The 19,070-nt window shown below is 75.7% G+C and carries 9 protein-coding genes; 5 read left to right on the plus strand and 4 right to left on the minus strand.

The window, feature by feature from the left end:
• Both Sdagh_RS08615 and Sdagh_RS08620 read right to left on the minus strand, forming a co-directional pair.
• Positions 1 to 9,297 carry an SDR family NAD(P)-dependent oxidoreductase gene (locus tag Sdagh_RS08615; RefSeq protein ID WP_190078401.1) on the minus strand — a complete coding sequence of 3,099 codons (9,297 nt, stop codon included), beginning with the start codon at positions 9,295 to 9,297 and terminating at the stop codon, positions 1 to 3.
• Positions 9,297 to 13,286 carry a non-ribosomal peptide synthetase gene (locus tag Sdagh_RS08620; RefSeq protein WP_226534874.1) on the minus strand — a complete coding sequence of 1,330 codons (3,990 nt, stop codon included), beginning with the start codon at positions 13,284 to 13,286 and terminating at the stop codon, positions 9,297 to 9,299. Before Sdagh_RS08620 ends, Sdagh_RS08615 begins: the two co-directional genes overlap by 1 nt.
• Positions 13,287 to 14,275: 989 nt before the next feature.
• Between Sdagh_RS08620 and Sdagh_RS36915 the strand changes: the two genes are divergently transcribed.
• A complete protein-coding gene (locus Sdagh_RS36915; protein WP_370594858.1) occupies positions 14,276 to 14,983 on the plus strand; it encodes a glycoside hydrolase family 71/99 protein in 708 nt (235 codons plus the stop codon).
• Positions 14,959 to 15,414 (plus strand): fascin domain-containing protein, encoded by a 456-nt coding sequence (locus Sdagh_RS36920; RefSeq protein ID WP_370594859.1) that lies wholly within the window; start codon positions 14,959 to 14,961, stop codon positions 15,412 to 15,414. The genes Sdagh_RS36915 and Sdagh_RS36920 overlap by 25 nt, the downstream gene beginning before the upstream one ends.
• Before the next feature lie 21 nt (positions 15,415 to 15,435).
• On the opposite strand, the gene Sdagh_RS08630 is transcribed toward Sdagh_RS36920, so the two are convergent.
• Positions 15,436 to 16,215 carry an alpha/beta fold hydrolase gene (locus tag Sdagh_RS08630; RefSeq protein WP_189424064.1) on the minus strand — a complete coding sequence of 260 codons (780 nt, stop codon included), beginning with the start codon at positions 16,213 to 16,215 and terminating at the stop codon, positions 15,436 to 15,438.
• A 50-nt stretch (positions 16,216 to 16,265) separates the two neighbouring features.
• Between Sdagh_RS08630 and Sdagh_RS08635 the strand changes: the two genes are divergently transcribed.
• The gene (locus Sdagh_RS08635; RefSeq protein ID WP_189424066.1) at positions 16,266 to 16,679 is read left to right on the plus strand and encodes a MarR family winged helix-turn-helix transcriptional regulator; all 414 of its coding nucleotides are present in this window, start codon (positions 16,266 to 16,268) and stop codon (positions 16,677 to 16,679) included.
• 61 nt (positions 16,680 to 16,740) lie between these two features.
• Here Sdagh_RS08635 and Sdagh_RS08640 read toward each other — a convergent pair whose 3' ends face one another.
• Positions 16,741 to 17,160, minus strand: coding sequence for a MerR family transcriptional regulator (locus Sdagh_RS08640; RefSeq protein WP_189424069.1), 420 nt, complete (start codon positions 17,158 to 17,160; stop codon positions 16,741 to 16,743).
• Between the two features lie 633 nt (positions 17,161 to 17,793).
• On the opposite strand from Sdagh_RS08640, the gene Sdagh_RS08650 reads away from it, so the two are divergent.
• Positions 17,794 to 18,258 carry a MarR family winged helix-turn-helix transcriptional regulator gene (locus Sdagh_RS08650; RefSeq protein WP_226534876.1) on the plus strand — a complete coding sequence of 155 codons (465 nt, stop codon included), beginning with the start codon at positions 17,794 to 17,796 and terminating at the stop codon, positions 18,256 to 18,258.
• Between the two features lie 112 nt (positions 18,259 to 18,370).
• Complete coding sequence (locus Sdagh_RS08655; protein ID WP_189424071.1) at positions 18,371 to 19,024, plus strand: HAD family hydrolase; 654 nt, start codon at positions 18,371 to 18,373, stop codon at positions 19,022 to 19,024.
• Positions 19,025 to 19,070 lie beyond the last annotated feature (46 nt).

Here is a 19,070-nt window from a genome sequence, read left to right on the forward strand (position 1 = left end):
TCAGGGGCGTTCGGGGTGGCGGAGGCCGGCTTCGGGCGCCGCGAGGGCGGCGGCGACGGCCTGTACGTGGGGGGCGGTGACGATGCCGTAGTGGCTGGTGTCGAGGCGGTGGACCGTGACGGGGCCGGGCAGGTGGGTGGTCCAGGCGTCCGGCGCGGCCGGTGCGGGGGCGAGGAGGCCGGCGCCGGCCGGGCGCTCGGCGAGCCACACCGTGGCGGGGGTGCGTTCCGGGCGGGGCGGGCGGTGGCCGGCCATGGCGGCGAGGTTGGCGCGGCAGCAGTCGGCGAGACGTTCGGCGTAGGCGCGGCCGGAGGCGGTCAGGGGGCCGGCTCCGTTGCTGGTCAGCTCGTGGGCGAAGACGGCGTCGAGTCGCTCGTCGTCGTACGCGGCGAGCCGGGCGCCCGCGTCCGGCGGGGGCGGGTCGATCAGGTGCAGGCTCGCGGCGGGGTGGCCGTCGGCCTCGGCGAGCGCCGCCATGGACAGCGCGGTCCAGGCGCCGAAGGACCAGCCGGCCAGCCGCAGCCGCCGGCCGGGGCCGGGGAACGCGGCCCGTACGGCCTCCAGATAGTGGGCGGCCCGGTCGGGGATGGAGCGGGCGGGCAGGCCGGGGTCGCGCAGACGCGGGTCGGCGATCAGGCAGACCGTCAGGGTGGCGGGGAGGGCGGCGACCAGCGGCCGGTACGCCTGGATGTCACCGCCGACCGGGTGGACCAGGCACAGCACGTCGGGCCCGGTGCCGTGCTGCCAGGTCTCGACCTCCACGGCGGTGGACGCCTCGGCGCCGGCGCCGAGGTGGCGGAGGATCTCGGTGAGGCTGACGCGGTGGCTGAGGCGGGACAGTTCGATGTCGGTGCCGTAGCGGCGTTTGATCTCGTCGAGCAGCTCGATGAGGGTGAGCGAGTCGGCGCCGAGGTCGTACAGCGCGTCCCCGGGGTCGAGGGTCTCCGTGCCGAGCAGGCCGAGCAGGACGTCGGTGAGGGCGGCGGCTCGGTCGCCGTCACCGTCGGTGGCGGTGGCCGGGACCGGGGCCGGGGCGGGGCCGGGGGCGGGTTCGTAGAAGTGGCGGGCCTGGTCCAGGGCGGTGGTGCTGACCAGGAGGTGGGGCAGACGCAGGTCCAGGGCGCGGTCGAACAGCGCCGCGCCGTCCTCGGGGGTGAGGGCCACCGCGAGGTGGTCGCGGTGGCGGGCGTCGGCGGCTCCGGGGTGCGCGGCCATGCCGACCTCGCGCCAGGCGTCCCAGCCGATGCTCAGGCGGACGGTCGTGGTGCGGCCGTGGGGCGGCGTGTGGTGGGCGCAGGCGTCCAGGCAGGCGTTGGCCGCCGCGTAGTCGAACTGCCCCACTCCCCCGTGCCGGGCCGCCATGGACGAGCAGTAGAGGGCGTAGTCGGGTTCGTGGGCGGCGATGAGGCGTTCGGTGAGGACGGCGCCGCGGAGCTTGGCGGCCGTCGTGCGGCGGGCGGCCGGCGTGTCGCGGCGGGCCAGGAGACGGCCGCCGGCCGTGCCGGCGGCGTGCACGATACCGGTGAGGCCGTCGAGGTGCGGTGCCAGCCTCTCCGCGAGGGCGGTGAGGTCGTCGGTGGCGAGGTCGGCCCTGATGAGGGTGACCCGGTCGCGGTGGGCCCGCAGGACGGGTGGGAGGGCCGTGCCGCGGGCGACGAGGACGACGCGGTTGCCGGGCCGCGCGAGGAGGCGCGCGGCGAGGGTGGCGCCGATGCCGCCGGTGCCGCCGAGGAGGAGGTGGGTGCCGCTCCGGTGGGGGGCGGGCGGCGCGGTCGGCGGGGTGGTGACGGGCTGGGTGACGGGATGCCACCAGTAGCCGTCGCGCAGGGCGGTGGCGACGGCGGTGTGGGTGCCGTCGAGCAGGAGGTCGGGCAGGTGGTCCGCCCACTCGGCGGGCGTGGGGCCGGGCAGGTCGGCCCAGTGCGCGGTGACCCCCAGTTCCTGGCGCGGGACTTGGAGGGCCGAGGCGAGGAGGCCGGCGGCGGGGGTCGCGACCGTGCCCGTGGCCGGCTGGGCGCCGTGCGAGAGCAGCCAGAGCCGGGGGCGGTGGGCCGCCGGCAGGTCGGCGAGGGCGCGGACGAGGGCCGCGACGGTGTCGAGGCAGGCCCACTGCGCGGTCTCCAGGTCCGCCTCGTCGAAGCCGGGGCCCAGGGTGAGGGGCAGGGCGTGCAGCCAGTCGGTGCCCGCCCGCGGGCCGGGCGCGATGCGGGCCAGCAGGGCGGTGAGCTGGGCGAGGTCGGCCGGGTCGGCGACGTAACGGTCGTCGTCGAGGCGGGTGAGGGTGTCGCCCGCGTGGACGGTCACCACCCGGGCGTAGTGACGGGTGAGGAAGTGCCAGGGCGGGGTGGTGGCGGCGGGATCGGCCGGGTCGGCGGTGGTGACGATGACGGCGGTACGGGTGGGGTGGGGGGTGCCGGGGTGGGGGACATGGGTGCGGGCGCGGCGGAGTCGGGCCCATACCGGCTGGTGCAGCCACTGGTCGGCGGGAAGTCGCTCGGGGCGGCGGGCCGGCCGGGGCGGGGTCTGCGGGGTGCGGGGCGCGGGGTGGGCGTGGGGCGCGCGGTCCGCGTGGGGTCCGGGGTCCGGTCGGGGTGTGCGGTCATCGTGCGCCGGGCGGTCCGCCTGCCGGGCGCGGGGGAAGTCGTACTCGGCCGTGTCGAACGCGGGAGGCGGGAAGTCCCAGGGGGCCGGGGCCGGGCCCCTGGGGTGGTCGATGAGGTGGCCGTCCGTCCAGGCCCGGGCCAGGGTGTGCGGGTCCTCGGCGGACAGCCGGGGGCGTGGGTCCGGGTGGGTGACGGGGAACGCCGAGCCGAGCCAGGCGACGGCGGCGGTGGCGTCCGGGCAGACGGCGGCCGCCCGGTGGGGCAGGGCGGGGCGGCCCGCCTGGAGGTGGCGCAGGACGCGCGGGTAGGCGTCCGGGTGGGAGCGCAGGTAGGCGGCGACGCGGCGGGCGTCCTCGCGGACGGCGGCCTCCGACGCGCCGGACAGCACCAGGCAGGGCGGTGCCCCGGCCGGGGTGGGGCCGGATGCCGGGAGGGGCTGTTCCAGGAGCAGGTGGGCGTTGGTGCCGCCGATGCCGAAGCTGCTGACGGCGGCGACGCGCGGCCGGTCCTCGGGCCAGGGTTCGGCGGTGACGGGGACGCGGAACGGGCCGTCGGCGATCTCGGGGTTGAGGCGGGTGAAGTCGGCCGTCGGCGGGACGACGCCGTGGTGGACGGCGAGCACGGCGCGGACGAGGCCGGTGACGCCCGCGGCGGCGCCGAGGTGTCCGATCTGGCTCTTGACGGAGGAGAGCGGCACCCGCGCGTCGTCCGCCAGACCGTAGGCCTGGCGCAGCGCGGCGGCCTCCACCGGGTCGCCGAGCCGGGTACCGGTGCCGTGGGCCTCCACGTATCCCAGGTCGGTGGCGTCCCGGCCGCTGCGGGCCAGCGCGGTCCGGATGGCGTCGCGCTGCCCGGACAGGGACGGGGCGCTGTAACCGAGCTTGTCCGAGCCGTCGTTGTTGATGCCCGAGCCGGTGACGACGGCGTACACGGTGTCGCCGTCGCGGCGGGCGGCGGAGAGCGGCTTGAGGACGACCACGGCGGCGCCGCTCGCCCCGACGGTGCCCGCCGCGTCCGCGTCGAAGGGCCGGCAGTGCCCGTCGGGCGAGAAGATGTGGTGCGGCCGGTAGGTGTAGCCGTCGCTCAGCCCGGGGTCGACGAGGACGCCGCCGACGAGCATCACATCGGCGTCGCCCTGCCGGAGCAGGCCCGCCGCGACATGCGTGCCGACCAGGGAGCTGGAGCAGGCGGACTGCACGGTCAGCGCGGGGCCGGTGAGACCGAGGTGGTAGGCGGCCTTGGTGGCGAGGAAGTCCTTCTCGTGGTGCAGGGCGAGGCGGAAGGCGTCGGGCAGGGCGTCGGGGTCGCCGTCACGGAGCATGTGCTGGAAGTAGGTGTTCTCCCCGCAGGAGGCGACCAGTCCGACGCGCCGGACCGCCGGGTCGGCGACACCGGCGTGGGCGAGGGCCTCGACGCAGGTCATCAGCAGGTGCCGTTGCTGGGGGTCCATCAGCCGCGCCTCCTGCGGGCTGATGGTGAAGCGGCCGGGGTCGAAGGCGAGGAGCCCGTCCAGCCGGCTGCGGGCGCCGACCCGGCCGTCCGGCGCCGGGAAGTGCTCGATGCCGCGTCGCCCGGCGAGGGTCAGCTCCCAGAAGGCGGCGAGGTCGGCGGCGCCGGGGAGGCGGACGGCCATGCCGATGACGGCGACGGGCTCGTCGGCGCTCCGGCCCGTGCGCGACGACTGCCGGTCGGCAGGGGACGGGTGCTGTTCCGCGGGGGACGACTGCCGATCCGCGGAGGACGCCGGCTGATCCGTGCGGGACGACTGCCGATCCGGGGAAGACGCCGGCTGATCCGCGCAGGCCGGCCGCCCCTGCGCAGGGAACGGCTGCCGGTCAGGCCGCCCGCGGCCGTCGAGGAAGCGGGCCAGGGCGCGGACGGTGACGTGCTCGAAGAGGTCGGGCACGTCGAAGGGGAGGTCCCCCTCCCCCGCGCACCGCAGGTGGAAGCGCATCAGGTCCAGGCTGGTGGCGCCCGCGTCGAAGAACCGCTGGTCAGCGGTGACCGCGCGGCCGGTGACGGACTCGAACAGCGTGAGCAGCCGCCGTTCCAGCGGGGTGCGGGCGGTGTCCCGGGCGGCGGTGGGGCGCAGGTCGTGACCGGGGGCGGTGAGCGCGGCCCGGCGGTCCGCCTTGCCGCTGGGGGTGCGCGGCAGGTCGGTGAGGCGGCGGAAGCGGGCGACACGGACGTGGGCGGGCAGCAGGCGGGCCAGGTGCGCGGCGAGGTCGGCGGGGTCCGGGTCCGCGTCGCGACACCGCAGGGCCACGGCCAGCCGGCCGTCCTCGACCACGGCGACCGCGCCGGTCACACCGGGGTACTGCGTCAGGGCGGCCTCCACCTGGCCCAGTTCCAGACGGTGTCCGCCGAGCTTGACCTGGCCGTCGTCGCGGCCCGCGTAGTGCAGCAGGCCGTCGGTGCCGAAGCGGGCCCGGTCGCCGGTGCGGTAGAGGGTGCCGAGCGCGGGGTCGTCGAGGAACCGTTCGTCGTGCGCGGCGCCCAGGTAGCAGCGCCGGGCCATCGGGCCGCCGATGAGCAGTTCGCCGGTGACGCCCGGCGGTACGGGCAGGCCCGCCTCGTCGACGACGCGCAGCACGGCGTGGGTCACGGGCCGGCCGATGGCGGGCCGCGCCGGCCAGCGGGCCGGGTCGCCGTCGAGGCACAGGCCGCTGACGACGTGGGTCTCGGTGGGGCCGTAGTGGTTGAAGAGGCGCGCGCCGGACAGGCCGGTGAACCAGCGGCGGACGGCGTCGGTGCAGACCAGCTGTTCCCCCGCGGTGACGACGTCGCGGAGCCGGGAGGGGTACCGCCCGGTGCGGACGCCGTGCTCGGCGAGCAGTTGCAGCGCCACGTACGGGAGGAAGATCCGCTCCGCTCCCCCGCTCTCCAGGTGGTCCAGCAGGGCCGGGACGTCCTGCCGCCAGGCGGGGTCGATCAGGCGCAGCAGCCCGCCGGAGCACAGGGTGGTGAAGATCTCCTGGAAGGAGACGTCGAAGGAGAGCATGGAGAACTGCTGGGTGACGGCCGCCCGGCCGAGGCCGCCCTCGGTGCGCTGCCAGGTGAGCAGGTTGCACAGGGTGGCGTCGGGGACCTGGACGCCCTTGGGGGTGCCGGTGGAGCCGGAGGTGAACAGGGTGTACAGGGGGCGGAGGGCCGCGTGCGGACGGGGTGCGGGTCGCGGGGGCGCGGCCGGTGTCCCGGTGAGGGTGAGCGGGTGCCGGGGCAGGGACGGCGGGGCGAGGGTGCCGAGGAGGGCGAGGTCCTCGGGGGTGGTGAGCACGCACAGGGGGTCCGCCTGGTCGAGGACGTGCCGCAGGAGGGCCGGCGGGTAGGCCGGGTCGAGCGGGACGACGGTGACGTTGAGCCGGGCGGCGGCCAGCAGGGCGACGATGTGCTCGGCGGAGGGCTGGAGGTAGAGGGCGACGGCCGCCGGGGCGGCGGGGTCGGACGGGACGAGGGCGCGCAGCTCGCCGGCCAGCCGGTCGGCGTGCGCGTCCAGGGCGGAGTAGGTGAGGACCAGGTCGCCGGTGCTGACGGCGGGGGCGTCGGGGGTGCGGGCCACCTGGCGGGCGAAGCCCTCGGCGACGGTGGTGAAGTCGGCCGGTGCCGCGCCGCCGCGGCCGGTGTCGGGCAGGGAGTGCCGGTAGGGGGCGATCAGGTCCCGCACGGTGGTCCGGGCGCCGGTGTCGCCGGTCAGGTGGTCGACGGCGTCGCGGAAGAGGCGTGCCGCGGCCTCGGTGCGGTCGGCGCCGATGTCGTCGCGGTGTTCCCACAGGCAGTCGAAGCCGGTGTCGTGCTCGATCACGGAGAGGGTCAGGGCGGCCTTGGCGCCCAGGGGTGCGGGCCACAGGGGGCGGACCGCGCACCCGTCGAGGCGGAGGTCGGAGAAGCGGGTGTTCTCCAGGACGAAGAGGTAGTCGAAGAGGGGGGCGCGGTCGCGCAGGGCGGGCGCGGTGAGGACGTCGGCGAGGGCGACCTCGTCGCCGGCGAGGACGGTGCGGACGGTGTCGGCGTGCGCGGTGAGGTGCGCGGTGAGGGTGTCGTCCGGGGTGACGGGGAGGCCGAGGAGGACGGTGTTGGCGAACATGCCGACGGTGTCCGCGAATTCGGGGCGGGGCCGGTTGGCGACGGGCGCGGCGATCAGGGGGCGGTCCTGTCCGGTGACTCCGTGGAGGGCGGTGGCGAACGCGGACACCAGGAGCTGGAACCGGGTGAGGCCGAGCTGCGCGGCCCGCCGGTCCAGGGCGGTGCGGCGGGCCGGGTCGAGGGTGGTGCGCAGGAGTGCGGCGCCGGGCCGGCCGGGGGTCTCGGGTGCGGGCAGGGCCGGTGCGGGGCGGGGGGTGCCGTCGTAGTGGCCGAGGAGTGCGGTGCGCCGGCGGGCGTAGGCGTCGGTGGCGTGCCAGACGCCCTGCCAGCGGGCGAGGTCGAGGGGGGTGGCGGCGGGTTCGGGGTGGTCCCGGTCGCCTCGGTGGGCGGCGGAGAGGTCACGGAAGAGGACGTTGAGGGACCAGCCGTCCACGGCGACGTGGTGCAGGTGGAGCAGCAGGAGACCGCCGTCGGGGTCCGGGACCCAGGCGGCGCGCAGCATCCGCGGGTCGGTGAGGTCGAAGCGGTGGGCGAAGAAGCGGGCGGCGGTCTCCTGCCAGGGCTCGCCCGGGGCGGCGTCGAGGAGACGCCAGGGGTCGTACGGTGCCTCGGTGCGCTGGCGCAGGCCGTCCGGGGTGGCGACGAGGCGGGTGCGCAGGGCGGGGTGCCGGGTGACGAGGGTGGCCAGCGCCCGGCGCAGGGCGGCCGTGTCGACGGTGCCGTCGACACGGAAGGCCAGGGGCACGTCGTAGGAGCGGTCGTCCGGGTCGCGGCGGTGCAGCAGCCACAGGCGTTCCTGCTCGCTGGTGGCGGGCGCGTCCGGCTCGTCGCCGCCGTCCGGCACGGGCGGCCGGGTCCGCGTCGCGGCGCCGGGGGCGTTCGCGGCTTCGGCGAGCGCGGCGAAGTCGGCCCGCAGGACGAGGTCCTGGGGCAGGTCGGCGCCGAGCCGGGTGAGGACCTCGAAGCGGAACCGCATCGCCGTCAGCGAGTCGCCTCCGTTCGGTGTCCACCGGTCGTCGGGGCGCAGGCCGGTGACGTCGAGGATCTCCTCGGCGATCTCCAGTACGGGCCGCTGCGCGGCGGTGACGGGCACCGTCGTGGTGCCGCCGCGCCAGGGCGGGCCGGCGTCCCGCAGCAGGGCGCTCTGGTCGACCTTGCCGTTCGGGGTGAGGGGGAGCCCGGCGCGGAGGTGGCTGCGGTGCGGGCGCATGTACGGCGGCAGGACGGCGGTGAGGTGGCGTTGGTAGGCGTCGTAGGAGAGGTCGTCGCCGAGGACGAGGAAGGCGATCAGTTCGTCGCGGCCCGCCTGGCCACGCCGGGTGCACACGTGCGCCCGGCGGATCGCGGGGTGGGTGAGGAGCCGCTGTTCGACCTCGCCGGGTTCGATGCGGAAGCCGCGGACCTTGACCTGCCGGTCGGCCCGGCCGACGTAGACCACCCGGCCGTCGGCGTCCACGCGGACCAGGTCGCCGGTGCGGTACCAGCGGGTGCCGTCCGGGGCGGTGCGGAAGGCGCGTCCGGTCTCCGCGGGCAGGTCGCGGTAGCCGCGGGCCAGAGCGGGTCCGGACAGCCACAGCTCGGCCACGTCACCGGTTCCGGCGGTACGGCCGTCCTCGGTGCGCAGCTCGGTGCCGGTGCCCGGCAGCGGGGCGCCCAGCGGGATGTCGTCGCCGGCGAGGTCGCGCGGGATGGGGTGGCACAGGGCGAACGTCGACGCCTCGGTGGGGCCGTAGGCGTTGTACAGGACCGTGCGGGAGGACGGGTTGGCGGCGTACCAGCGGCGGATCAGGGGGGCGTTGAGCCGTTCCCCGCCGATGAGGACCCGCGCGGCGCCGGCGAAGCAGTCGGGCACCTTCTCGACGACCGCGTCGAACAGGGCGGCGGTGACGAAGAGCGTGTCGATCCGGCGCTCGCGCAGGGTGTCGGCGAAGCGCCGGGGGTCCTGCACCCGGGCGTCGTCGAGGACCACGCAGGTGCCGCCGGTCAGCAGCGGCGCCCAGATCTCGAAGCTGAGGGCGTCGAAGGCGGGGTTGGCGAGGCAGGCGTACCGGGCGCCCGGGGGGAGGTCGATCCAGCCGGGTGCGCCCAGGCGCAGCACGCCGGCGTCGGTGACCTCCACGCCCTTGGGGCGGCCGGTGCTGCCGGAGGTGTAGAAGAGGAAGGCGGGGGTGCCTTCGGGTGCGTCGGTGCCGGTGTCGGCGGGTTCGCCGGGCGCGGGGCCGGGGCCGGGGGTGAGGAGGGCGTCGGCGGTGGTCTCGCCGGGCGTGGCCGCTTCCTCGCGGACCACCAGCACGGCCGCGCTGTCGCCGAGGATGTGCCGTTGCCGGTCCGGGGGGCTGAGCCGGTCCAGCGGGACGACGGTGGCTCCGGCGCGGCGGGCGCCGAGCAGGACGCAGACCGCCTGCCAGGAGCGGGGCAGGGCGACGGCGACGGCCTGCCCGGGGCGGACGCCCAGGGCGCGCAGCCGGGTGGCGGCACGGGCGCTGAGCAGGTCGAGTCCGGCGTAGTCGAGCGTCCGGGTGCCGTGTTCGACGGCCGTCGCGCGGGGGGTGCGGCGGGCCTGGGCGAGGACGGCGGCGGCGAGCCGGCCGGAGGGTACGGGCTGGTGCATCACGCCTCCCGCGCGGTCGTGGCGAGGGGCGGCGGATCGGTGGGGCCGGGGCCGTGGTGGGCGAGTTCGGCGGCGAGCAGGGCGCCGACGCGGGCGGCGTGGCCGCCTTCGAGGACCTCCCAGTGGTCGCAGTGCAGCGTCTCGACGTGGAAGTCGTTCCCGGCGCGGCGCCGCCAGAAGGCGCGCACCTCGGCGTGGGCCGGGGTGTCGTTGGCGTCGGGCACGGCTTCGACGAGGACCGTGCGGGCCGCGGTGGCGGCGGGCAGGTGGTCCCGGGCGGTCAGCCGGTTGTGGTTGTAGATGCGGTGGTACCGCTCGATCTGCGCTTCCTCGATGCCGGGGTACATGCCGTTGAACCGGACGAGTTTGTCGCGGAACTCGGCGGCGTCGACGGTGGTGACGGCCGCCCGTGCGGCGGCGTCGTCGGTGGCCTGCGTGTCGAGGAGGACGACGCTCACGTCCCGGTGGCCGGCCTCGGCGAGCCTGCGTCCCATCTCGTGCGCGACGAGCCCGCCGTAGGACAGCCCGGTGAGGACGAGGGGGCCGGTGCCGAGGGGTTCGAGGAGGCGCAGGTACGTCTCGGCCATGGCCTCCACGGTGGGCAGCACGTCCTCCCCCGGGTTGATGCCGGGTGACTGAAGGCCGTGGAAGCCGGTTCCCTCGGGCAGGAAGGCGGCCAGCGGCAGGTAGCAGAAGACGGTGCCGCCGGCGGGGTGGACGCACACCACGCGGCCCCGGGTGCCGCCGCGGAACTCCACGAGGCTGCCGGGGGCGCGGTCGCCGTCCTCCGCGCGCAGCAGCGCGCCCAGCGCTTCGATGGTGGGGCGGAGCATGACCTCGGCCACCGGCAGCGGGCGGCCGAAGGTCTCGGAGACGCGGTGGGCCATCTTGATGGCGGACAGCGAGGTGCCGCCGATGTCGAAGAAGTTGTCGCCTATCCCGATGCCGGGGTGGACGAGGATGTCCTGCCAGATGCGGTACAGGGCGTGTTCGACGTGGTCGCGGGGGCTCGCGGTGTTGACCTGGTCCGTGGTCCGCTCGTGGACGAGGCGGAGCAGGCGGGCCCGGTCGGCCTTGCCGCTGCGGTTCAGCGGGAGGGTGTCCAGTTCGAGGACGACGGCCGGGATCATGTAGTCGGGAAGACGGCGGGCGAGGGCGGTGCGCGGGTCGTCGGCGGGGCGGCCGGAGCCGCCGGGTGTGCCTGGTGTGCCGGTGCGGCCGACGGCGGCGACCAGCCGGGGCTCTCCGGCGGTGTCGCGGTCGGCCAGGACGACGGCCTCGCGGACCCCGGGCAGCGCCATGAGCGCGGCCTCGACCTCCGCCGGTTCTATCCGGAAGCCGCGCAGCTTGACCTGGTCGTCGGCGCGGCCCGCGTAGTGGGTCACGCCGTCCGGGTCGCGGCGGGCGAGGTCGCCGGTGCGGTAGAGGCGCCGGCCCGGGGCGAACGGGTCCGGCACGAACCGTTCCTCGGTCAGGTCGGGGCGGTTCAGGTAGCCGCGGGCCAGGCTCGCACCGCCGAGGTAGACCTCGCCGACGACGCCGGGCGGGACCGGCCGCATCCGGTCGTCGAGGAGGTGGAGGCTGGTGCCGGGCAGCGGGCGGCCGATGGGGCAGGGCCGCTCCAGCGGGCGCGGATCGTAGTGGGCGGTGCTGTACAGGGTCGCCTCGGTCGGCCCGTACCCGAAGCAGATCCGCAGGCCGGGCAGGTGCTCGGTCATCCGGTGCAGGGCGGCCTCGGTCAGTGACTCGACGCCGGTGAGCAGTTTGCGCAACGGCCATCCGGCCAGGCGGCCGGCCGGGTCCTCGTCGATCCACTTGACGTAGGCGGGCGGCAGGAACGCCTGGACGACGCGGTGCTCGCGCATCCAGGCGAGCAGGGCCGCCGGGTCGCCGCGCAGGTCCTCGGGGACGAGGTGCAGGGTGCCGCCGGTGGTCAGGGGCAGCAGCAGTTCGTGGACGGAGGCGTCGAAGCCGATGCCCGACCAGGCGGAGCCGTGCTCGCCCGGCGCGGTGCCCATGCGGTCGTGCCAGACCGCGAAGAGGTTGAGGACGCTGCGGTGTTCGACGGCGACGCCCTTGGGCCGGCCGGTGGAGCCGGAGGTGAAGATGACATAGGCGACGCGGTCCGGGGCGCGTCCGGTGCCGGCCGGCGGGTGTTCGTCCGTGCGGCCCTCGGCCTCGGCGGTGGCCAGGTCCAGCCAGTCCGCGGGCCGCTCCCCCGCCGGACGGTCGGTGAGTACGACGGGGCAGGCGGCGTCGGTCACCATGGCGGCCAGGCGCTCGCCGGGCTGCTGCGGGTCGAGGGGGAGGTAGGCGGCGCCCGCCTTGAGGATGCCGAGGATGCCGACGGTGAGGTCGCGGGTGCGGCGCGCGTGCAGGCCGACGACGTCGCCGGGGCGCACGGACCGGGCCGTGAGGGCGTGGGCGAGCCGGTTCGCGCGCCGGTCGAGGGTGCCGTAGTCCAGGTCGCCGTCCCGGTCTACGACGGCGGTGGCCTCGGGGTGGCGGCGGGCCCGGTCCTCGAAGAGGGAGGCGAGGCCGTCGGCGGTGCGCAGGGCGGTGGCCGTGGCGTCGGCGGGGTTGGGGGCGGCGAGGGCGGGGGCGGCGGCGCCGCGGATCACCTCGCGCAGTTCGTCCGGCGTCATCGGTTCGAGGTCGCTGATGTCGCGGTCGGGGTGGCGGGCCAGGCCGGTGAGGAGGCGGGCCAGGTAGGACGCCCAGCGGCGGGCGGTGGGTTCGTCGACGAGGGCGGTGGCGTAGTCGAGGTGTCCGGTGATCCGGCCGTCCGACTCGGTGGCCGACAGGGCGAGGTCGAACTTGGCGGGGGCGTGGTCGATGGGCAGGGGCGCGGTCTCGACGCCGGGCAGGCGCAGCAGGCCCTGCCGGTCGGGCACCCACGCCAGCATGGTCTGGAAGAGGGGGGTTCGGGAGGCGCTGCGCGGCGGGTTGACCAGTTCGACGATCCGCTCGAAGGGCAGGTCCTGGTGGTCGAGGGCGCCGCGCAGGGCGGTGCGGGCACGGATCAGTGCCTCGGCGCCCGTGGGGGCGCCGTCGAGGTCGACGCGGAGCGGGAGGGAGTTGACGAGGAAGCCGATCAGGGCGGCGGCGCCGGGCCCGCGGCGGCCGGCGACCGGGCTTCCGACAACGATGTCCCGCTGCCCGGTGAGCCGGGACAGCAGCAGGGCCCAGCCGGTCAGGACGGCGACGAACAGGGTGGCGCCGTGTTCGCGGGCGAGGGTCCGCAGGGCGGCGGTGGTGTCCGCGTCGAGGGTGAAGCCGACGCGTGCGCCGCGGTAGTCCTGCTCGGCCGGACGCGGTCCCTTCGTGGGCAGGTCCAGGGCGGCGGGCACGTCCTGGAGGGTCCGGGTCCAGTACTCCTCCTGCCGTGCGAGGCTCCCGCCGAGGACGGCCTCCCGCTGGGCGCGGGCGTGGTCGGCGTACTGCGCCGGGAGGGCGGGCAGCGGGTCGGGGGCCCCGGTCAGCGCGGCCTCGTAGAGCCGTCCGGCCTCGCGCATCATCACGTTCATCGACGCGCCGTCATAGATGCTGTGGTGGAAGGTGAGGAGCAGGGCGTGGCGGTGGTCGCCGAGGATCAGCAGGCGGCCCCGGCCGAGGGGGCCGCGTGCCAGGTCGAACGGCCGGTCCGCCTCCTGGGCTTGGCGTGCCGCCACGGCCGCGTCCGGGTCGGTCTCCTCGGTGAGGTCTTCGACGGTGAGCGCGAAGCCGGTGCCCGGTGGGTCGATGTGCTGGTCGACCCGGCCGTCCACGGCCACCAGCCGGGTGCGCAGGGCTTCATGGCGGTCGGTCAGGGCGTCGAAGGCCGCCGACAGGGCCTTCCGGTCGAGCGCGCCGGTGAGGGTGAAGGCGACGGTCTCGTTGTAGGCGACGTCCGCGCCGGGCAACTGGGCGAGGAACCACAGCCGTTGCTGGGCGAAGGAGGCGGGGGCGACCGTAGGGGCGGACCGGACGGGGCGGGGAGGGGGCTGCACCGGCAAGGACCTGGCCTTCCTGTCGGGGTGTGACTGGGGCGCAGTGGAGAAGGGCACTGTGCGGTGCCGTGGGGGAACTGCCGAGGGGGGTGGGGGAACGCCGAAGGGGTGGGGGTGTTCGGTCGGTCACGTGGTCACGTCGTCGTGGGCGTCACGTGAGGGGAGAGAGACGACCGTGACACGGCTGTGATCATCATCGGTCGGTGAAGTTCAAGTCAACACTTGACTTTGTGTGTGCCCTGGACCTACGGGAGACGCGGAGGGAAGTCCCGCTTCCCTTTCGGGCAGGGGGGCTTGACCCGTTCCGCACCGCCCGGTTGGATCACGTCGACGCGCGGCCGGAGTCACCGCTTCCGTGTCCCCCACCTGCCACGCCTCTCCGGGGCGTTCTGGAGCACACGTGCCTGAGTCCCACCGCAAGAGGACCTGGACCCGGCGCCGCGTTCTCGGCGCCGCCGCCGGAGGCGCCGCGGCGGCGGTCGGCGCGTTCGGCGGCGCCAGGGCCGCGACGCCGCCGGACGGGACGGCCGCCGCGCGGTCCGCCTCGCCGGCTGGTGATGTCGTCGGCAAGGTCACCGTCGGTTACCAGGGCTGGTTCGCGGCCGAGGGCGCCGGTGCCCCCGTCGACGGCTGGTGGCACTGGGCACGGGACCGGGGCACGGCCCCCTCCCCGTCCAACACCGGCGTCAAGTGCTGGCCGGACACGCGGGAGTACACGCACACCTACCCGACCGACTACGCCGCGCTCGGCGACGGCCGGCCGGCGGCCCTGTTCTCCTCGTACGACCAGCAGACGGTGGACACGCACTTCGCGTGGATGTCCCGGTACGGGGTGGACACCACCGCTCTGCAACGGTTCGACCCGACCGGGGGCGAGGGCCCGACACGGGACGCGATGACCGAGAAGGTACGCGTCGCCGCCGAGGCGCACGGCGTCGACCGAGAAGGTACGCGTCGCCGCCGAGGCGCACGGCGTCAGGTTTCACATCATGTACGACGTGACCGGGTGGACCTCGACGCGGTCCGAGATCAAGGCGGACCGGACGGCCAAGATGCGGGCGTACACAGCGAGTCCGGCCTACGCCCGGCAGAACGGCGCGCCCGTCGTCGCCGTCTGGGGTTTCGGCTTCGATGACGACAACCACGCCTTCCCCGCCGCCGCCTGCGCCGACGTCATCGACTGGTTCAGGTCGCAGGGCTGCTACGTCATCGGGGGCGTTCCCAGGGAATGGCGCACCGGGGGCCAGGGGACGCGGGAGGGTTACCTCGACGTCTACCACGCCTTCGACATGATCTCCCCCTGGATGGTCGGGGCGATCGGCAACGCCGGGGACTCCGACCACTGCTACGAGTACGTCGATGCCGGCGACCAGGCGGACTGCGACGCCCACGATATCGACTACCAGCCGTGTGTGCTGCCCGGTGATGTGCCGGTCCCGGGCCAGCGGGCCCACGGCGACTTCATGTGGCGGCAGTTCTACAACATGGTCCGGGTGGGCGCGCAGGGCATCTACGTGTCGATGTTCGACGAGTTCAACGAGGGCAACCAGATCGCCAAGACGGCCGAGACAAAGGCGTCGGTGCCCGCCGACTCCGGTTTCCTCGCCCTGGACGAGGCGGCACGGCCTGCTCGTCGGACTACTGCCTGCGGCTCACGGCCGACGGCGGACGCATGCTCGAGGGCGAGATCGCGCTGACCGCCGTACGCCCGACCCCGCCCGTGCCCGGCGCCGCCACCGGCACGGTGGTCAGCCTCAAGGCGGAGGTCAACGGCGCCTACGTCACCGCGGAGGACAGCGGCGCCGCGCCGCTCGTCGCCAACCGGTCGGCGATCGGCCCCTGGGAGCAGTTCGACCTGGTGGACGCGGGCGGCGACACGATCGCCCTGCGCGCGCACGCCAACGGCCGTTTCGTCACCGCCGGTTCCGCCCCGCTGATCGCCGACGGCACCGAGGCGGGCCGCGCCCAGTCCTTCCGGCTGGTCCGCGACACCGACGGTACGGTGAGCCTGCTCGCCGTGGCCGGCGGGCGGTACGTCACCGCGGCGGACGCCGGCGCCTCCGCGCTGATCGCCGACCGCACGGCGATCGGCCCGTGGAAGAGGTTCACCCTCACGACCGGGCCGTGACGGGAAGGGCCGGGGGGCGGGTCACGAACGGCTCAGGAACGGGTCGATCGCCGCCCAGGTCGCGTCCGGTGCTTCGAGGTGCGGGAGGTGTCCGGCCCCCCGGATCTCGGTGAACCGCGCGCTGGGGACCGCGTCGGCGACCGCCCGTCCGTACGCGGGGGTGACGATCCGGTCGCTCTCGCCCCACACCACGAGGGTCGGGACGTCCACCGCGCCGAGCCGTCCGAGCAGCGTCGGGTCGCTCATGCTCCGGCCCGCGACGACGGCCATGGTCCGGCCGTTCGCCTGCTGGATCGCGCGTTGCCCGTCGGTGAGCAGCGCCGGGTCCCGGTACCCGCGCTCGGGGTCGTGCCAGGCTGCCTCCGCGAGCCCGCGGGCGTCGAGGGCGAAGAAGTCGGCGGCCGGCTCCCCCTCGACGACCGCTCCGACGCCGTCGATGTCGATCACGGCCCCGATCAGTCCGGCGTACCGCTCGTCGTGCGCGGCCCGCACCGCCATCTCCAGGGCGATCCAGCCGCCGATCGAGGACCCGACCAGGACGACGTCACGCTCGCCGTGGTCGAGCAGCCGTGCGAGATAGCCGGCCGCGAGGTCGGCGACGGAGGTGAGGGAGTCGGGACGCGGTGTGCCGTCCCAGCCGGGGTGGGTCGGGGCGACGGCGTGCAGGGAGGCCGCGAGGTGTCCCACGAGAGGGGCGACGGTCTGCGGGCCTCCCCCGCCGTGCAGCACGAGCGCCGTGCGCGACGCGGGGTCGCCGGCCCGGACGACGGGGAGGTCGGCGGGGAGGGAGACGGTGTTCATGACGCTCCTGACTCAACATGTTTATATAAGAGTGTTGATAAGCTAACACCATGACGACCGACCTGGAAGCCCTGGGGCAGGCGATCAAGCGCGCGCAGTACCGCAACCACCGCGCCGCGGACGCGGCCCTGCGCGAGATCGGGGTCACCCTTGTGCAGTGGGACGCCCTGCGCGCCATCGACCGGATGCCCGGCGCCTCCGGGCACGACCTCGCCGTCGCGACGTTCCAGAGCGACCAGGCGTTCGGCACCCTGGCGAACCGGCTCGTCGCGCGTGGGCTCATCACCCGCTCCGCGGGCCGCGGGCGCCGCCTGGAGCACACCCTCACCGAGGCGGGCCGCGCCGCGCTGGAGTCGGGCCGGCACCTGCTGGGCGACGTACTGCGGGAGCTGTTCGCACCACTCGACGAGACACAGCGTCAGGCGCTGTCCCAGGCGCTCCTGGTCCTCACCGAGGACACGTGACGCGTCCGTCGCCGGTGACCGGCGGGGCGCGTCCGCCCCGGGCCGCCGGCCGCCGGCCCGGTCAGGCCGGAGGCGATGAGTTCCGGGCCGCCGTGTCCTCGTCCGCACCGGGGGCCGGGTCCGCCAGGGACTCGCGGTAGGCCCGGGCCCCGGCCGTCATCCTGTCGAGGGTGTCCCGGGCCCGCAGGAGATCGTCGATCTGCGCCGTGATCCGCTCGCGCTCGCGGGCCATTCGCTCCAGCGTGGCGTCGGAGTTGTCGGTGCTCGGGGTGTCGCGGCACGGCAGGAGTTCGACGATGGTGCTGCTGGAGAGGTTGGCCGCGTACAGCCCCTGGATGAAGTGGACGCGGTCCACGTCGTCCTCCGTGTACAGGCGTTGCCCGCTGGGCGTGCGGGTGCTGGTGAGCAGCCCCCGCTGCTCGTAGTAGCGCAGGGACCGCACACTCACTCCGGCGCGTGCCGCGAGTTCCCCGATCCGCATGGCTGCCTCCCACGGTGGGCCCGGCACCGCGGGGCCCGTGGCGCGTCGCACCGGAGATCCGCGGCGCTCTGCCGTTCACCTCTGACACGGGCGTCAGGTTTTAGCGTACCCCTGCGCTCCGGCTGCCGGAGCGCAGGGGTACGCGAGGAGAAGCCACATGCCGTCCCCGTTCAGCGGTCACCGCCTCGGCGGGCTCACGCTGCCCAACCGGACCGTCACGGCCCCGATGCGCCGTGGCCGGGCCGCCGCCGGCGGGCCGGCCACCCCGTCGACGGCCGTCATCTCCGCGAGGCCCCCGGTGGTGACGCGCTGCGCGAAGCCGTGCGGGCCGGCGTTGTCGACCAGGACGTCCAGACGCGGCCAGTGCGCGGCGATCTCCTCCCCGACGCGGCGCGCGTCGCGCAGGAGTCCGAGGTCGGCGCGGAAGACGTCGACGGGCTCTTCGGTGACCGCCCTCGGCTCGGCGAGGGCCTCGGGCGACGGTGCCGATGCGGTAGCCGCGCCGGGCCGGCTCGAAGGCGGTGAGGCGGCCCGGTCCGGCGGTGGCTCCGGTGATCAGGGCAACGGGACGGTCCATCGCACCCGCTCATCGTGAGGTACCTCATGGTCGTGTTGTGGGAGGATACCCGCACCATGGAGCACTACGAGACGACGGCCACGGCCGGCACCCCGGAGGGGGTGGGGCTGACCTTCCTCACCCTCGCCCACAGCCTGCGCGAGCGGGTCGACCGGCACATGACGGCGACCGCGGGACTGTCCCTGTCCCGCACCAAGGTCCTCCAGGTACTGGCCGGCCACGGCCCGCTGCACCAGGCCGAACTCGCCACCGCCCTCGGACAGGCCCCGCGCTCCGTCACCCAGATCCTGGAGGGCCTGGAGCGCCTGGGCCTGGTCACCCGGACCGGCCACCCGGAGGACCGCCGCCGCAAGACCGTCGAGCTGACGGACGCGGGCCGTGCGACCCTGGCGGCGGCGGAAGAGGCGGGAAGGCGCGTGCTGCGCCGGTTCTTCGGCTCGCTGACACCTCAGGAGCTGACCGGCCTCGACGCGCTGCTCGCCCTCGTCGCGAACGGCCTGGCGGACGACGGGACCGGCTGAGGCAGCCGACCGCGGCCAGAGCGCCGGGACCTGGCCGGTGGGGCGTGCCCGGCCCGGCGTCCTCGCGGAACCCGGCCGCCCGCGCGGGTCCGCGCGTGGTCTACTGCCGCTCATGGCACTGCTTCTGCTGGATCTGGACAACACCCTCGTCGACCGCGACGCGGCCTTCCGGTCCGCGGCCGTCGACTTCCTCGCCGAGCATGGCCTGCCCGCGGAAGACCTGGCCTGGGTGCTCGCCCAGGACGCGAGCGGCTATGCCGGCCGCGCGGCCGTGGCCGGCGCCCTGGCGGAGCGATACGGGGACGCGCTCTCGGCGGCGCAGATCCGCGCCTTCCTCGACCACGGCGCCTCCAGCCGTGTCGTCCTGGCCGCCGCCGCGCGCGCGGCGCTGACGGCCGCCCGGGAGAGCGGCTGGTCCTGCGTCATCGTCACCAACGGCCGCGTGGTCCAGCAGGAGAGGAAGATCCGCCGCACCGGCCTGGACGGCCTGGTCGACGGGTGGGTCGTCTCCGAGGGGATCGGCGTCAGGAAGCCCGATCCCGAGATCTTCCACGCGGCCGCTCTCCGGGGCGGGATGTCCCTGGCGGGCGCGTGGATGGTGGGCGACTCGGCGCACGCCGACATCGCGGGCGCCGGCGCCCTCGGGCTGAGCAGCGTCTGGGTGGCGGCCGGGCGGGCCTGGACCGAGGAGGCGTACCGACCCACGCACACCGCCCCCGACGTCGCGTCCGCGATCCGCCATGTCGTGGCGTCCGCCGCGGCGTGAGCGCGCGGGTCGGCCGGGGTGGCCGGCGCTCGAGGGCCGGTGCGGT

The organism is Streptomyces daghestanicus (assembly GCF_020521275.1).
Taxonomy (GTDB): domain Bacteria; phylum Actinomycetota; class Actinomycetes; order Streptomycetales; family Streptomycetaceae; genus Streptomyces; species Streptomyces griseoviridis.

Excerpts from the sequence above, each read along its gene's own strand:
- Sdagh_RS08615 (WP_190078401.1), bottom strand. The coding sequence starts at position 9,297 with ATGCACCAGCCCGTACCCTCCGGCCGGCTCGCCGCCGCCGTCCTCGCC.
- Sdagh_RS36915 (WP_370594858.1), top strand. The coding sequence starts at position 14,276 with ATGTACGACGTGACCGGGTGGACCTCGACGCGGTCCGAGATCAAGGCG.
- Sdagh_RS36920 (WP_370594859.1), top strand. The coding sequence starts at position 14,959 with ATGCTCGAGGGCGAGATCGCGCTGACCGCCGTACGCCCGACCCCGCCC.
- Sdagh_RS08630 (WP_189424064.1), bottom strand. The coding sequence starts at position 16,215 with ATGAACACCGTCTCCCTCCCCGCCGACCTCCCCGTCGTCCGGGCCGGC.
- Sdagh_RS08635 (WP_189424066.1), top strand. The coding sequence starts at position 16,266 with ATGACGACCGACCTGGAAGCCCTGGGGCAGGCGATCAAGCGCGCGCAG.
- Sdagh_RS08640 (WP_189424069.1), bottom strand. The coding sequence starts at position 17,160 with ATGCGGATCGGGGAACTCGCGGCACGCGCCGGAGTGAGTGTGCGGTCC.
- Sdagh_RS08650 (WP_226534876.1), top strand. The coding sequence starts at position 17,794 with ATGGAGCACTACGAGACGACGGCCACGGCCGGCACCCCGGAGGGGGTG.
- Sdagh_RS08655 (WP_189424071.1), top strand. The coding sequence starts at position 18,371 with ATGGCACTGCTTCTGCTGGATCTGGACAACACCCTCGTCGACCGCGAC.